The sequence below is a fragment of the Streptacidiphilus jeojiensis genome, assembly GCF_042510965.1.
GTDB classification, from domain to species: Bacteria; Actinomycetota; Actinomycetes; order Streptomycetales; family Streptomycetaceae; genus Streptacidiphilus; species Streptacidiphilus jeojiensis.
This window is the reverse complement of record NZ_JBEUKS010000010.1, coordinates 1-14813: the sequence shown is the minus strand read 5'-3', so window position 1 is coordinate 14813 and position 14813 is coordinate 1. Positions and strand designations below refer to the sequence as shown.

At 71.8% G+C, this 14813-nt stretch carries 12 protein-coding genes, 1 tRNA gene and 1 pseudogene; 11 read left to right on the top strand and 3 right to left on the bottom strand.

All coding sequences use genetic code 11. The features are described 5' to 3' along the window. Positions 1-299: 299 nt before the first annotated feature. The 6 genes from ABUW04_RS25870 (at position 300) to ABUW04_RS25845 (ending at position 5841) form a co-directional block, all read left to right on the top strand. Positions 300-374, top strand: a tRNA-Gln gene (locus tag ABUW04_RS25870). 146 nt (positions 375-520) lie between these two features. Then, the gene (glmU, locus tag ABUW04_RS25865; RefSeq protein ID WP_380566770.1) at positions 521-1981 is read left to right on the top strand and encodes a bifunctional UDP-N-acetylglucosamine diphosphorylase/glucosamine-1-phosphate N-acetyltransferase GlmU; all 1461 of its coding nucleotides are present in this window, start codon (positions 521-523) and stop codon (positions 1979-1981) included. 212 nt (positions 1982-2193) lie between these two features. Continuing rightward, positions 2194-3171, top strand: coding sequence for a ribose-phosphate diphosphokinase (locus ABUW04_RS25860; RefSeq protein WP_030249853.1), 978 nt, complete (start codon positions 2194-2196; stop codon positions 3169-3171). A gap of 226 nt (positions 3172-3397) precedes the next feature. Next, entirely contained in the window at positions 3398-3988 is a 591-nt protein-coding gene (locus ABUW04_RS25855) for a 50S ribosomal protein L25/general stress protein Ctc (RefSeq protein ID WP_030249856.1), read from the top strand. Positions 3989-4086: 98 nt separating this feature from the next. Beyond that, complete coding sequence (gene pth / locus ABUW04_RS25850) at positions 4087-4665, top strand: aminoacyl-tRNA hydrolase (RefSeq protein WP_030249859.1); 579 nt, start codon at positions 4087-4089, stop codon at positions 4663-4665. Between the two features lie 459 nt (positions 4666-5124). Continuing rightward, on the top strand, positions 5125-5841 hold the full coding sequence (locus ABUW04_RS25845; RefSeq protein WP_380566769.1) for an LAETG motif-containing sortase-dependent surface protein: 717 nt from the start codon (positions 5125-5127) through the stop codon (positions 5839-5841). An 85-nt stretch (positions 5842-5926) separates the two neighbouring features. On the opposite strand, the gene ppc is transcribed toward ABUW04_RS25845, so the two are convergent. Beyond that, positions 5927-8626, bottom strand: a complete 2700-nt coding sequence (ppc, locus tag ABUW04_RS25840) for a phosphoenolpyruvate carboxylase (protein ID WP_380566966.1) — start codon at positions 8624-8626, stop codon at positions 5927-5929. 258 nt (positions 8627-8884) lie between these two features. Here ppc and ABUW04_RS25835 point away from each other — a divergent pair, with 258 nt between their 5' ends. From ABUW04_RS25835 to ABUW04_RS25825, 3 genes are all read left to right on the top strand, one after another. Further along, positions 8885-10237 (top strand): sensor histidine kinase, encoded by a 1353-nt coding sequence (locus tag ABUW04_RS25835; protein WP_380566965.1) that lies wholly within the window; start codon positions 8885-8887, stop codon positions 10235-10237. A 143-nt stretch (positions 10238-10380) separates the two neighbouring features. Further along, positions 10381-11337 (top strand): hypothetical protein, encoded by a 957-nt coding sequence (locus ABUW04_RS25830; protein ID WP_030249870.1) that lies wholly within the window; start codon positions 10381-10383, stop codon positions 11335-11337. Continuing rightward, entirely contained in the window at positions 11331-11699 is a 369-nt protein-coding gene (locus ABUW04_RS25825) for a GntR family transcriptional regulator (protein WP_030249872.1), read from the top strand. Before ABUW04_RS25830 ends, ABUW04_RS25825 begins: the two co-directional genes overlap by 7 nt. Before the next feature lie 136 nt (positions 11700-11835). Here the strand turns inward: ABUW04_RS25825 and ABUW04_RS25820 are convergent, their stop codons facing one another. Together ABUW04_RS25820 and ABUW04_RS25815 are read right to left on the bottom strand one after the other, a co-directional pair. Further along, on the bottom strand, positions 11836-12363 hold the full coding sequence (locus tag ABUW04_RS25820) for an SUKH-3 domain-containing protein (RefSeq protein WP_037594380.1): 528 nt from the start codon (positions 12361-12363) through the stop codon (positions 11836-11838). 5 nt (positions 12364-12368) lie between these two features. Continuing rightward, entirely contained in the window at positions 12369-12839 is a 471-nt protein-coding gene (locus ABUW04_RS25815) for a YwqJ-related putative deaminase (protein WP_269664944.1), read from the bottom strand. Positions 12840-13206: 367 nt separating this feature from the next. On the opposite strand from ABUW04_RS25815, the gene ABUW04_RS25810 reads away from it, so the two are divergent. Together ABUW04_RS25810 and ABUW04_RS25805 are read left to right on the top strand one after the other, a co-directional pair. Beyond that, a complete protein-coding gene (locus tag ABUW04_RS25810; protein WP_380566768.1) occupies positions 13207-14229 on the top strand; it encodes an SMI1/KNR4 family protein in 1023 nt (340 codons plus the stop codon). After that, positions 14226-14813, top strand: a pseudogene (locus tag ABUW04_RS25805) (SUKH-4 family immunity protein); the annotation flags it as partial. The gene ABUW04_RS25810 and the pseudogene ABUW04_RS25805, both read left to right, overlap by 4 nt.

Here is a 14813-nt window from a genome sequence, read left to right as displayed (position 1 = left end):
CGACGGTCTCCTCGGCGGGTTGGATCGTCATAGCGGCTACCTCATGCTGGTTCAGGGATGCGGCGCGGAGACGGGCGAGGGCCGACGGATCGTCCGCCCGCCCGGTCGACCGTCCCTACGGGTCCGTAACTTACGGCATCGTAGGTTGATTGCCCCAGGACACGCACTTCCAACCACACCGGGCGTGGCGGGCACCCGCGTGGCGGCACCGCCGCCGGGAAGGCGGGGCGTCGCCCGGCTGGTGGTCGGGATTGGTGGTGGAGGTGGAGCGACGAAACCCGTAGGCTATGCCTGCGCATTCCCCGGTTGCTCTGCTGGCACGGGCGGCCAGATTTTGATTCTGGAGGTCGCAGGTTCGATTCCTGCCCGGGGAGCGCCTTGGTTCAGATCCTCACCCAGGCGTGACGGATCCCCTCCCAGTCCCGGCCGGTATCCTCGGTCCAGCCCGGGATCGCCTGTGCGGAGCCTTCTGGTGTCCCCGGCGGACCCTTTGTACCTCCCGATCGAGGAGCCTCCTGCTGTGAGCTTCAACCCGCCGGTCGCTGTTGTCGTTCTCGCTGCTGGCGAGGGCACCCGGATGAAGTCGGCGGTGTTGCCGAAGGTGCTGCATCCGATGTGCGGGCGCACGCTCGTGGGGCATGCGCTGGCAGCCGCCCGGGAGCTGACGCCGGAGCAGGTGATCGTCGTCATCGGGCACATGAAGGACAAGGTCGCCGCTCACCTCGCCGAGGTCGACCCCGGGGCCCGGACCGTGGTGCAGGAGCAGCAGAACGGGACCGGCCACGCCGTGCGGGTGGCGCTGGAGGCGCTGGCCGCCGACGGGATCACGCTGGACGGGACGGTCGTGGTGAGCACCGGGGACACCCCGCTCCTCACCGGGGACACCCTGCGCCGGCTGGTCGAGGCGCATGCGACCGACGGCAACGCCGTCACCGTGCTGACGGCCGAGGTGCCGGATGCGACCGGCTACGGCCGGATCGTGCGCGGGCCCAGCCATGAGGTGCGGGCGATCGTGGAGCACAAGGACGCCTCCGAGGCGCAGCTCGCCATCGCGGAGATCAACTCCGCCGTCTACGCCTTCGACGGCAAGCTGCTGGCCGAGGGTCTGGGCCAGGTGCGGACGGACAACAGCCAGGGTGAGGAGTACCTGACCGACGTCCTCGGCATCCTGCGGGAGGCGGGGCACCGGGTGGGTGCGCTGGTGGCCGGGGACTACCGGGACATCCTGGGGATCAACGACCGGGTGCAGCTCGCGCAGGCCCGGCGGATCATGAACGACCGGCTGCTGGAGCGGGCGATGCGGGCCGGGGTGACCGTGGTGGATCCGGCGTCGACCTGGCTGGACGTGCAGGTGTCGTACGAGCAGGACGCGGTGATCCTGCCCAACACCCAGCTGCAGGGGGCCACCTCGATCGGGGCGGGCGCCGAGGTGGGGCCGAACTGCACGCTGAAGGACACCAGCGTGGGTGCCGGGGCTGTTGTGAGCAATGCCACAGCCCAGCGCTCGGTGGTCGGGGCGGGCGCGAACGTGGGTCCGTACGCCTATCTGCGACCCGGGACGGTACTGGGTGCCAAGGGCAAGATCGGGACCTATGTGGAGACCAAGAACGCGGTCATCGGGGAGGGGACGAAGGTCCCGCACCTCAGCTATGTGGGCGACGCCACAATCGGCGACGGGACCAACATCGGCGCGGCCTCGGTCTTCGTGAACTACGACGGCGTGATCAAGCACCACACCACCATCGGCAGCCACTGCCGGACCGGCGCGGACAACATGTTCGTCGCTCCGGTGACGGTCGGGGACGGTGCTTACACGGCGGCAGGTTCCGTTATCTACAAGGACGTTCCGGCCGGCGCCCTCGGTGTCACCCGTCCGCAGCAGCGCAATGTCGAGGGATGGGTGGAGCGGAAGCGTCCGGACACGGCGGCGGCTCGCGCGGCGGAGGCCGCGCGCTCCGAGGATGCTCCGAGCGCCCCCTGACATGCCCGCTGGTGGGCCCCGAACTGCCCCGGAAGGCGTCTCGCGGGTCGACCCGGAGGCGACGGGAGCTGCCGCGTCCGCGTAACCTGGGGGACATCCAAGCGCCGCGAGCCTGTGTTTGTCGTCGGCGCTCCAGCCAACCCCCCAGCAGCTGCGCCGCGCTCTGCGGCGAGCTGAGGCGCGCGTCAGCTACGCAATGAGGAGACGGTGCAGTGACCGGGATCAAAACGTCCGGTGAGAAGAACTTGATGCTCTTCTCCGGCCGCGCACACCCCGAGTTGGCCCGGGAGGTGGCAGAGCAGCTGGGCGTGGACCTTGTCCCCACCAAGGCGCTGGACTTTGCCAACGGTGAGATCTACGTCCGCTACGAGGAGTCGGTGCGCGGCGCGGACGCGTTCGTGCTGCAGAGCCACACGGCGCCGATCAACCAGTGGATCATGGAGCAGCTCATCATGATCGACGCCCTGAAGCGGGCGTCGGTCAAGAGCATCACCGTGATCATGCCCTTCTACGGCTACGCCCGGCAGGACAAGAAGCACCTGGGCCGCGAGCCCATCTCGGCCCGGCTGGTCGCGGACCTGCTGAAGCAGGCCGGCGCACACCGGCTGATGTCGGTGGATCTGCACACCGCGCAGATCCAGGGCTTCTTCGACGGCCCGGTGGACCACCTGTTCGCGCTGCCGCTGCTGGCGGACTACGTGGGCGGCAAGGTCGACCGCGAGCGGCTGACCATCGTGTCGCCGGACGCCGGCCGGGTGCGGGTGGCGGACCAGTGGTCGGACCGTCTGGGTGCGCCGCTGGCGATCATCCACAAGCGCCGTGACCCGAACGTCGCCAACAAGGTGATGTCGGCCGAGGTCGTCGGTGACGTCAAGGACCGGGTGTGCGTGCTGGTCGACGACATGATCGACACCGGTGGCACGATCTGTGCCGCCGCCGACGCGCTGTTCGAGCAGGGTGCCGCGGACGTGATCGTGGCGGCGACGCACGGTGTGCTGTCGGGTCCGGCCGCGGACCGGCTGAAGAACTCGCGGGCCAGCGAGTTCGTGTTCACCAACACCCTGCCGACGCCGGGTGAGCTGCAGATGGACAAGGTGACCACGCTCTCGATCGCCCCGCTGATCGCCCGGGCGATCCGTGAGGTCTTCGACGACGGCTCGGTGACCAGCCTGTTCGACGGCGCGCACTGAAACACGGCTCAACTGATCGTTTTGGGACCCTCGCCGGGTATCGGCTAGACTGCTGGAATTGCTCGGCGAGGGAGTTCCCACTCCGTTATCGACGCGCTGCTCCACTTACTGGTGTGGCTGTGCTGCCGCCGGGCGACTCATCCCTGATTCTTCGGGTGAGGTTCTGCCGGCGGCTTTTTGCTGAGCTCACCCGGATGGCACCCGCCCCCGTGCAAGGAGTGCCGTCATGGCCGAGATCCGTCTGGAAGCCCAGCCCCGCAACGAGTTCGGCAAGGGTGCGGCGCGCCGCGCCCGTCGTGAGGGCCTGGTCCCCGGGGTCGTCTACGGCCACGGCACCGAGCCGGTCCACATCAACCTGCCGGGCCACGACCTGATGCTGGCGCTGAAGACCCCGAACGCCCTGATCTCCATCCCGGTGGACGGCAAGGACGAGTTCGTGCTGCCGAAGGCCGTGCAGCGCGACCCGATCAAGCGCAACCTCAAGCACGTCGACCTGATCCTGGTGAAGCGCGGCGAGAAGGTCACCGTCGAGATCCAGATCAACACCGAGGGCGAGCTGGCCCCCGGCGGCAACCTGCTGGAGCACGTCCTCAACACCCTCCCGCTGGAGGCCGAGGCCACCCACCTGCCCGAGTCGGTCACCATCTCCATCGAGGGCCTGACCGCCGGCGACTCCGTCCTGGCCAAGGACATCACCCTGCCCAAGGGTTCGACCCTGGCCGTCGAGCCGGAGACCGTCGTGCTGCACGTCGTCTCCGCGCAGGCCGAGGCCCCGGCCGAGGACGCCGCCGAGGACGAGGCCGCCGCCGAGGCCTGATCGGCCCGGTTGTACCGCTGTCCTGCTGTTCCGTCGTACCCCGCCGCTGCCCCGGTCCCCGCTGACCGGGGCAGCGGCATACCCGAAGGAGTCTCACGGTGAGCGAGGAGTACACGGGTCCGTGGCTCGTGGTGGGCCTCGGCAATCCCGGCCCCGAGTACGCGGGCAACCGCCACAACATCGGGGCGATGGTGGTGGACCTGCTGGCCTCGCGGATCGGGGCGAAGTTCAAGGCGCACAAGAGCCGCAACCAGGTGGTCGAGGGCCGGCTCGGGGGCCGGCGGGTGGTGCTGGCCAAGCCGAACTCGTACATGAACGTGTCCGGCGGCCCGGTGACGGCGCTGCGCGACTTCTACAAGGCGCCGCTGGACCGGATCGTGGTGGTCCACGACGAGTTGGACATCGACTACGCGACGCTGCGGCTGAAGCTGGGCGGCGGCGACAACGGCCACAACGGACTGAAGTCGCTGACGAAGTCGATGGGTCCGGACTACTACCGGGTGCGGGCCGGCATCGGCCGTCCGCCGGGCCGGATGGAGGTCGCGGACTTCGTCCTCAAGGACTTCTCCTCGACCGAACGCAAAGAGTTGGCCTGGTTCGTCGACCGCACCGCCGACGCGGTGGAGGCCCTGCTCTCCGAGGGCCTGGAGCGGGCCCAGGGAACGTACAACTCCTAAGCAGGCCCTAAGCGGTCCCTAAGCGACCCTGGGGATTTCCTGAGCCGATCGTGCCCTGACGGCCCTGCCCGCACACGGGGTGGGGCCGTCGGCATGCCTGGGCTACGGCCGCACGCTGGTGTTTTCCTGCCGGGGAGGGCCACGGGGGGCCATGTCTATCGAATCGTTATGCGGCACATGTTTGGGTGCTTTGTGGCTCTCATGCCGTTTTGGTCCGTCAAAACCCCTGGTGGGCAGGCGCATTGCCGGGTTTGGAGTGAATTGACAAGGCTCCGTGGTGAAAAGACGATGTGTGGTGCTCATGGGGGTGGCGTGCATGACATCGCCGTTCTTCCCGGTTCGACGCCCGTCTCACGGGTGGCGCTGGTGAGCCCATGGCTGCATCCGCCTGGTTTTGTCCAGTTAGGGGAAGACGTGTCCATATCCCGCCGTACTGCCTTTGCAGTGCGTTCTCTCGGCGTGGCCTCCGCCGCAGGCGCTCTCGCGCTCGGCGTTGCAGGTAGCGCCTTCGCTTGCAACACCGGCGACTTCACGCCGACCGTCGCTTGCAACAGCACCGACGGCACCGCCACCATCACGGTCGCCGACAAGGATGGCTCCGCCGGTCAGATGCGTATCGTCGACTCGGCCACGCCGAGCGTCGACAAGACCGTTGACTTCCCCAAGAACACGCCGCCGGTGGTCTTCACCGGTGTGCCGTGGAAGGACCTCGGCTCGGTCAAGATCGAGGTCAAGGTCAGCAGGTACATCAGGGACTGGACGACGATCAGCGGCGGCAAGATCACTGGCGAGGGTGACTGCGGGGCGCCCAGCACCCCGCCGAGCCAGTCCGCGAGCCCCTCGGAGTCGGCGCCGGCTTCGGAGTCGGCCTCGGCTTCCGCCTCCGCCTCCGCTTCGGAGTCCGCGTCGGCCTCGGCCTCCGCTTCGGAGTCCTCCTCCGCCCCGGTCGTGGTGCCCAGCGCCTCGGCTTCGGCCTCCAGCAGTGTCGAGGCGACCACCTCGCCGTCCGCGTCCACCGCGGTCGAGGCGACGGCCTCGCCCACCGGCACCGTGCTGGCCAGCACCGGTGGCGGCAGTGACGCCGGTCTGTTCGCCGGGATCGGCGCCGTGCTGGTCGCCGCCGGTGGCGCCACGGTGTTCTTCCTGCGCCGTCGGGCCGCGGGCAGCCACGCCTGATCCAGCAGTAGCCGACACGACGGAAAGGCCCGCATTCCCCGGCCGGGGAGTGCGGGCCTTTCCGTTCAGTGCGTCTGACGCCGGATCAGCCGGTGTTGCGCAGCCCGGCCGCGATGCCGTTGACGGTCAGCAGCAGGGCGCGGGAGCGCAGCGGGTCCTCCGGGAGCCCCTGGGCGGCGTCCTCGCGCTGGCGGCGCAGCAGGGCCACCTGGAGGTAGGAGATCGGGTCCAGGTAGGCGTCGCGGATGGCGAAGGTCTGCTTCAGCACCGGGGTGTGCTCCAGCAGTTCGTTCTCACCGGTGATCCGCAGCACCTCCTTGAGGGTGAGCGCGTGCTCGGCCTCGATGAGGTCGAAGATGTGCTTGAGGTTGCCGGGGACGAGCTGGTCGACGTAGTGGCGGGCGATCCGCAGGTCGGTCTTGGCCAGCGTCATGGCGACGTTGGACAGGAAGTTGCGGAAGAAGTGCCACTCGTTCTGCATCTCGTCGAGGATGTCGCCGAGTCCGGCGTCGCGGGCGGCGGCGAGGCCGGAGCCGACGCCGTACCAGCCGGGGACGATCTGCCGGGACTGGGTCCAGCCGAAGACCCAGGGGATGGCGCGCAGTCCGTCCAGGCCCGCGCCGCTGTCGGGGCGGCGGCTGGGGCGGGAGCCGAGGTGCAGTGAGGCGAGCTGGTCGACCGGGGTGGCGGCGAAGAAGTAGGCCGGCAGGTCCGGGTCCTCGACCAGGCGGCGGTAGGCGGTGTGGGCGCCGTCGGAGACGGTGTCCATGGTGGCGTCCCAGCGGGCCAGGGCCTCGGGGGACTGCCGCGGTGCGGTGTGCAGGGCGCTGGCCTCCAGCGTGGCGGAGACCGTGAGCTCCAGGTTCTCCCTGGCCAGGGCGGGGATCAGGTACTTGTCGGAGATCACCTCGCCCTGCTCGGTGACCTTGATCTCGCCTTCCAGGGTGCCGTAGGGCTGGGCCAGGATGGCCTCGTGGGAGGGGCCGCCGCCGCGGCCGACGGTGCCGCCGCGGCCGTGGAAGAGCCGCAGCCGGATGCCGTAGCGGTGGGCGACGTCGCGCAGCCGGCGCTGGGCGCGGTGGATCTCCCACTGGCTGGTGGTGATGCCGCCGAACTTGGAGGAGTCGGAGTAGCCGAGCATGACCTCCTGGATGTCGCCGCGCAACGAGACCAGCCGGCGGTAGGAGGGGTCGCGCAGCATCTCGTCGAGGATGGTGTCGGCGGCCTTGAGCTCGTCGGTGGTCTCCAGCAGCGGGACGATGCCGACCCTGGCGACGCCGGCGTGCAGGTCGATCAGGCCGGCCTCGCGGGCCAGCACGGCGGCGGCGAAGACGTCGTCGGCGCCTTGGCACATGGAGATGATGTAGCTCTCCACGATCTCGTCGCCGAAGCGGTCGAAGCTGTCGCGGACGGTCTCGAAGACGCCGAGGGTCTTGGCTCCGGCGGCGTCCAGCGGGGCCGGGGTGGGGGCCAGCGGGCGGCGGGACTTGAGCTCCTTGGCGAGCAGCCGCTGCCGGTACTCGCGCGGCATGTCGGTGTAGCGCCAGGCCTCCTCGCCGAGCCGGTCGAAGAGCTGGCCGAGGGCGTGGTGGTGGGCGTCGGCGTGCTCGCGGACGTCCATGGTGGCCAGCTGCAGGCCGAACGCGGAGATGGTGCGGATGGAGCGGGAGAGCCGTCCGTCGGCGATGAGCTGGCCGCGGTGCTCGCGCAGCGAGTCCTGGATCACCTGGAGGTCGGCGAGCAGCGGCGCGGTGCCGAGGTAGTCGCGGCCCTCGACGTGCGGGGTGCCGTTGGCGAGCCGCTCGCGGGTGTTGATCAGCTTCTGCCGGATCGCGGTGGCCTTGAGCCGGTAGGGCTCCTCGGCGTTCATCCGCTTGTAGCGGGGGCTGATCTCCGGCAGCGCCTCCAGGTCGGTGGCGAGCGAGGTGAGCAGCTCCTCGCTGGCGCCGGAGAGCCGGACCGAGGAGGACAGCTGGTCGCGCAGCTCGTTGACGACGTCCAGGGCGTCCTTGATGCCGTACTCGTGCTGCAGCAGCAGGACGTCCAGGGTGACCGCGGGGGTGACGTTGGGGTTGCCGTCGCGGTCGCCGCCGATCCAGGTGCCGAAGCTGAGCGGGCGGACGCCGTCGGGGATCGCGATGCCGACCCGGGCCAGTTCCTCGTTGAGCTCCTCCAGCACGTCGGGTACGGCGCGCTTGTAGAGCTCGTCGAGGTAGTAGACGGCGTTGCGGGCCTCGTCGGAGGGCTCGGGGCGGGCGATGCGCAGCTCGTCGGTCTGCCAGAGCAGGTCGATGACCTCGGCGAGGCGGCGGTCGGCCTGGCGGCGGCCGCTGGGGCGGGTCGGGGTGTCGGTCTGCTCCAGCAGTTCGGCGATCCGGCGCAGCTTGGTGAGGACGCTGCGGCGGGCGGCCTCGGTGGGGTGCGCGGTGAACACCGGGCGCACGGCGAGGTGCGACAGCGCGTCGCTGACCTGCTGCGGGTCGGCGTCGGCGAGCTTGTCGGCGGTGCGGGAGAGCAGCGAGCCCTCCTGGGCGCGGTGGACGCCGAGTTCGCGGCCACGGTGCACCTGCTCGGTGACGTTGGCGAGGTGGAAGTAGGTGGAGAAGGCCCGGACCAGCTTGGCGGCGGTCTCCAGGTCGGTCTCCTCCAGCAGGGCGGCCGCGGCCGCGCCGTCGCTGCGGGTGAGTGCGCGTACCTGCTCGACCAGGTCGAGGAGTTCCTGGCTCTCCTGCCTGACCAGGGTCGCGCCGAGGAGTTCGCCGAGTCGGCGGATGTCGGCGCGCAGGGCGCTGTTGTCGGCCTCGGCCGACGGCGCTCCCGGTGCTGCTGCCGCTGCTGCCGTTGCGGCGGCCTGGATTGCGTCGCTCACGCTGGTGCTCCCTGGTGCGGGTGGGTGGTACCGGTGGGTGGTGACCGGTGGTGGCGGGCTCCCGGACGGCGCTGTCCGACGCGACCAGCATAGGTGCGGGGTCGCCTCCGGCAGAGGTGGCGGCCGTATGCCGGACACAGCGGCGCGGGGGCCGCATAGGCTGGGCCCATGAGCATGGCGACGCCCGATGTGGGCGTGACGGGGATGCGGACCGGGTGGTGGACGAAGTTCTGGGCGCGGCGCCGCAGCATGTGGTTCGACCTGGGGGTCATGGCGCTGGCCTCGGCCGAGTGCGCTGCCAGTGCGGCGAGTTTCGCGACGAAACAGGGGGTGGGACTGCCCGGCTCGGCGCTGCTGGGCGTGTTCGGGGCGCTGGCGGCGGGCACGCTGCTGTTCCGGCGGCGCTGGCCGCTGCTGCCGGTGCTGGCGGCGTTGGCGACGATTCCGCTGTCGGCCGGGTACCTGCTGCTGATGGTGGGTCTGTACACGTTGGGCGCGTACAACACCGAGGGGGTGGCCAGGAAGTTCTCCGAGCGGCGGGCGATGTCGCTGCTGTGCGCGGTGGCGATCGTGGAGACCACGGTGGTGTCGGCGCTGACCATCGGCACGCAGCAGGCGGACGCGATCCGGCGCGGGGTGCCCAGCTACGCGCTGGTGATCATCTCGGTGCTGGTGTCGGTGGGGATCACCGTGGCGCCGACCATGCTGGGCCTGTACATCGGGGCCAGGCGGCGGTTGTGGGAGACCCTGCACGAGCGCGCGGAGGGCCTGGAGACGGAGCTGGCGCTGCTGGCCGAGCAGGCCACCGAGCGGGCCCGCCGGGCGCGGATGGAGGAGCGCACCCGGATCGCCAGGGAGATGCACGACGTGGTGGCGCACCGGGTGAGCCTGTTGGTGGTGCACGCCGGCGCGCTGGAGCGGGTGGTGCACAAGGACGCGGCCAAGGCGGCGGAGAGCGCCAAGCTGATGGGCGACATCGGCCGGCAGGCCCTGGACGAGCTGCGACAGATCCTGGGCGTGCTGCGGACCGTGGAGACCGACGCGGTCAGCGGCGACGTCGCGGCCGCGGTGCTGGCGGTGCCCTCGTCGGACGGTCCTGGTCTGGCGGATGTGCCGCGGCTGGTGGACGAGTCCCGGGCGGCCGGGCTGCGGGTGCGGCTGACGGTGGGCGGGGCGCGGCGCGGGCTGAGCGAGGAGACCGAGCGGACGGCCTACCGGGTGGTGCAGGAGGCGCTGACAAATGTGCTGAAGCACGCTCCGGGGGCGGACGCCGAGGTGGTGCTCGCGTATGTGCCGGGCGGGGTGGCGCTGGCGGTGTCCAACAGCTGCCCGGACGGTGGCGGAGAGGGCGGCGAGGGCGGCGGTGCCGAGCGCACCCGGCGGTCGCTGCCCAGCGGCGGGAACGGCCTGGTCGGCATGCGCGAACGGGTCACCGCACTGGGCGGCACGTTCGCGGCGGAGCCGACGGGTGAGGGCGGTTTCCGGGTGGAGTGCCGGCTGACGGCGATGGGGGCGGCGGCGCGGTAGCGCGGCGTTGTGGGGCGGACGAGTGTGGGGGCAGGCGGGGTGCGGGGGCGGGCGGGGAGCGGTGGGGATGGGGAGTGGAGTGCGGTGGGGAGTGGGGCGGGTGCGATGATGCGCGCCTGTGCCGGTACTGCGTGGGGGTGGGTGTGAACGGGGCCGTGCTGCTGGGTGGGCTGGGACTGGCCGGGGTGGCGCTGCTGCTCCTGGGCGCGGCCGGGCTGGCCTGGCGCCGCGACGGCGAGGAGCTGCGGCTGCGGCGGGCGGTCCGGTGGGCGAAGGAGGCCGATCTGGCACTGCCGAGGGAGCTGGTGAACCCGTTGGCTGCCAGGTTGCAGCGGCGGACGCTGGTCGCACTGATGCTGTCGGTGCTGATCGCGGTGCCGGTGGCCGCGCTGGAGGGCGGATATCTCGCCTCCGGGCTCCCGGACTCGGCCGCCGACCTGGCCTCGCCGCTGCGCGGACCCACGATCGCCCTGGTGCTGATGGCCCCCCTGCTGGTGGCCAATGCCGCGACCGGGCTGTGGGAGCTGGAGCGGGCGCGCCGCGCGGACGCCCTCCGGGGCAACCGGCCGGTGCACATCGGGCTGCGGCACGCGGTACCCACCTGGGCGGTGTGGGCGGTGCGGGTGCTGGCCCTCGCCCCGCCGGTGCTGGCCGGCGGGCTGCTGTGGTGGTTCCAGCGGCAGGGGCTCGCGCAGGTCTTCAGCGTCTCCATGTTCGCGGCGCTGCTGGCGATGGCGATGGTGGCGCTGTACGGCGTCGAGAGCCGGCAGCTGGCCGTTCTGAACGGCCGCCAGGCGCCGGGCTCCCCGCAGGCGCTGGCCTTCGACGACGCCTTCCGGGTGCGGACCGTGCTCGACCTGGCGCCGTTGCTGCCGCTGGGCGTCTACCTGGCGGCCTCGCTACGACTCCGGTCCGTCCTGTCCGTCGTGGCGGCGCGGAACCCGGGGGCGGCGGCGCTGGCCGGGGACGTGTGGACGGTGCTGGGCATGACGGTGTTCTTCTTCGTGATCGTGCTCGGGCAGCCGAGCGTGCGGCGGTACTACCGTGGTCGCAGTGCACCACCGCTGCTGCCGCCCACCTCGGAGACCACACCGTGCTGATCACCCTCGACCCCGACTCCGCCGTCCCGCCGTTCGAGCAGGTGCGGGCGCAGATCGCCGAGCTGGCGCGGAGCGGGGAGGCGCCGGTGGGGACGAAGCTGCCGACGGTGCGGGGGCTGGCGGAGCAGTTGGGCCTGGCGGCCAACACCGTGGCCAAGGCCTACCGGGAGCTGGAGACCGCGGGGGTGGTGCAGACCCGGGGGCGGCACGGAACGGTGATCGCCGCGGCGGGGGACGCTTCGCTCGCGGCGGCGGCGCTGGCCGCTGAGCAGTACGCGGAGCGGGTTCGTGGGTTGGGCATCCCGGTTGAGCAGGCTCGTGCTGTGGTGGTGGCGGCGTTGGATGCGGCGTACGGGGGGTAGCTGCCGGTTTTCGGGTGCGGCAGGTGCATGGTTGCTGTTCGCGCAGTTCCCCGCGCCCCTGACATGTGCAACTGGCCCGCTTGCAATCACCTGGGGGCGCGGGGAACTGCGCGACAAGCCAGCTACGGTCCGCAGGTCACAGCGCGTCCGCGACGAAGCGCAGGCGTTCGGGGGTGCGGCCGGTGATGAGCAGGCTGAGGGCCTGGTCGACGGTCTGGCCCAGGAACCACTCGCCGCTGTGGTCCAGGCTGTGCACCCGGCCCAGGGCGTCGATCACCAGCAGGGCCTGCCCGTCCCGCTCCTCGCCCAGCGGGGCCAGCGGCAGCTCCAGGCAGCGGCCCAGGTCGGCCAGGGTGCGCGGCTGGTGCAGCCCCAGCAGCGGGTCGATGGTGAAGGCGGTGCGGGCCTGCTGGACGCCGGCGCCCTCCAGGGTCACCTCGATGCCGCCGAACTCGGCCCAGGCCTCGATCGCGGCGGGGAACACCGAGTGCCGGTGGCCCTCGTCGGAGAAGTGCCCGGAGAGGGTGTCGGCCCACTGCTCGGCGCGCGGCAGCTGCCTGCGCCCCGGATGCCAGCCGGCCTTGGCCAGCACCGAGGCGACCTCGGCCGGGAAGCGCGCGGCGGGGGCGGGGGCGGCTGCCGGAGGGACCCAGTCGTCGGTCATCGCGGTCACGCCCCCTTCGGCGCGAGGGCCACGGTCTGCACCCCGAAGTGGGCCAGCAGCGGCACGCAGGAGCGGCACGGCGGCTGGTGGGTGCCGTGCGCGGGGTCGCCCTCCTCGCGTATCCGCACCGAGGTCATCCGGGCGCCGCGCAGCGCCTTGCGCGCCTCGCCGTCGCTGAGCGGCTTGCGCGCGGCCCGCTTGGAGCGGTTGTCCTCGGCGGTGGTGAAGAACTGCGACAGCAGGACGGCCTCCGGGCAGCGTCCGGTGAACCGCTCGCGCTCCGACACCGGCAGTCCGGCCAGGAACCCGGAGACCAGCGGGTGCAGCTGCGGCGGCTGGTCGGCCTTGTCACCGGCGCAGGTGTAGGTGTCGCCGCGCACCGACAGTGCGGAGGCGACGATCGGCATCAGGCTCTCCCGACGGTTCCTCAGAAGCGGTGCGGTGGCCGCCGGGCGGCGGTCCTCGGTTGTGTCCACGTACGGTCGTTCCTTCCCTGACTCCAGTTCCCCGGCGAGCGGTCCCGGCGTCCCACGGACTCACTGGCGGTGAGGGTGGAACGGGCGGTGGCTCCGCGGGGCAGCTGAGCGCGTGCGCACGGCGGAGCAGGGTACTTGCCGCGCGGCAGCCCCCGTTGGCGGGAGACGACCCGCCGCTGCTGCAGGACCACAGCCTGCCAAATGCCGGTGACATTGAGGAAGTCGGGGTCCCGGCGGGGCCGCCGGCAGGGCACTGGAGCAGTGCGGATGCGGTGCGCAGAAGCCTGTGCGGACTCTGGAGATCCGTTCGAGGGGTGCACCCCCTAGGCTGGGGGTCGGCATTCAGTTCCAGCAGGGGGCAAACTCGATGACGACAGGTCGGCCCAACGCCGCCTATGCCGGGCAGGTCGTGCACTTCCCTGATCCGCTGCGAGCCCGCAAGTACCCCGACGGGGTCAGGGTCGACGGCCAGGGGCACCCGGACTTCGGCCCGTACGTCCGTGCCGCGGCCGAGGTCGCCGACCCGCCGGAGGGATTCGGTGTGGACGAACTGCGCCTCACCGACTACGTCTCGGCCAACGCGGCGCTGTACGCGCAGGGCCACGAGCTGTGGGCGGACGTCGACACCCCGGTGTCCACGCCTCCGGGCTGGACCTGGCACCACGCGGTGGCCGGGGCGCGTCCGGGCCACCGCCGGATGGAACTGGTCCCGGTCGAGGTCAAGGCGCTGCTGCGGCACCACGCGGGCCTTGCGCTGTCCACCGCCGACCACCGCAAGCGCGGCACCAGGCCGCTGCAGGAGCGCCGGCCGGTCCACTTCGAGCTGGGGGAGGGCCCGCTGGGCGCGGCCCCGGAGGAGTCCGGCGCGGAGTCGCCGGCTGCCGGCGCGAGCGAGCAGCGGGTGCAGGCCGCCGAGGAGGGCCTCGGCTACGGGCTGCCCGGACCGTACCGGACCTTCCTGAAGGCGGCCGGCGGACGCGGCCCCAAGGGCGTGGCGCTGGACACCGAGCTCGGCGTCCTGGTCGACCAGCCGTTCCTGACGCTGCGTGAGGAACGCACGCTGGACGACGTGGTGTACGTCAACAAGTGCCTGCGCGACCATCTGACCAAGGACTACCTGGGCGTGGGCTACGTCCAGGGCGGGCTGGTGGCGCTGAAGGTGCGCGGCGGCGACATCGGCACCGTCTGGTTCCTGCCCTACGACGACGCCCGGGACGACGGCACGGCGCAACTGACGCCGCAGCAGCGCTGCGCGCAGCTGCTGCTGCCCTGCGGCGAGGACTTCGACGCGTTCCTGCTGCGGCTCGCCGGCAACCCGCCCGAGCTGCAGACGGTGGCCGAGCTGATGGTGGACGGCGGCTTCGCCCGCGCGGTCCCGGTGGAGGGGTGAGCAGCCGCGTGGTGACCTATGCGGAGGCGCAGCAGCGCGCCGAGGAGTGGATCAACGAGGGCGTACCCGCCTACCAGCGCCGCGAGGTGCGGGTGCGCGAGTTCGACCTGGGCTTCGTCGCCTGGGCGGTGGACCGCGCCGAGGGTCCGTCCTCGGACGGCGGCGCGGTGCGGATGGTGATCGCCAGGGACAGCGGGATGACCACGCTGTGGCCGGCGCTGCCCATCAACGACGTGGTGCGCCGCTACGAGGAGGCCTACGGGCGTCCGGTCGGGGCGACCCCGGCCGGTACCCAGTCGCCGCCGGAGCGCGGTCTGGCCGAGGCGACGTCGTTCCTGCTCAGCCCGCCGCAGTGGCTGGAGGAGGCCGGGGCGGCGGCGATGGCGGCGGAGAACGCCCGGGCCGCCGCCGATGCCGAGGAGCCCTCGCTGCTGGTCGCGCCGCCGATCTCGTCCAACCCGCCGGGCGAGGTGCCGACGATGCTGGCACCGCCGCCGGAGTGGTCCTCCGGCCCCGGCGCGGGGGCGCCTCCGCGCCGGCCCGCGCCGTCCGCCCCCGCGCCTGCCCCGGCGCCTGCGCCTGCG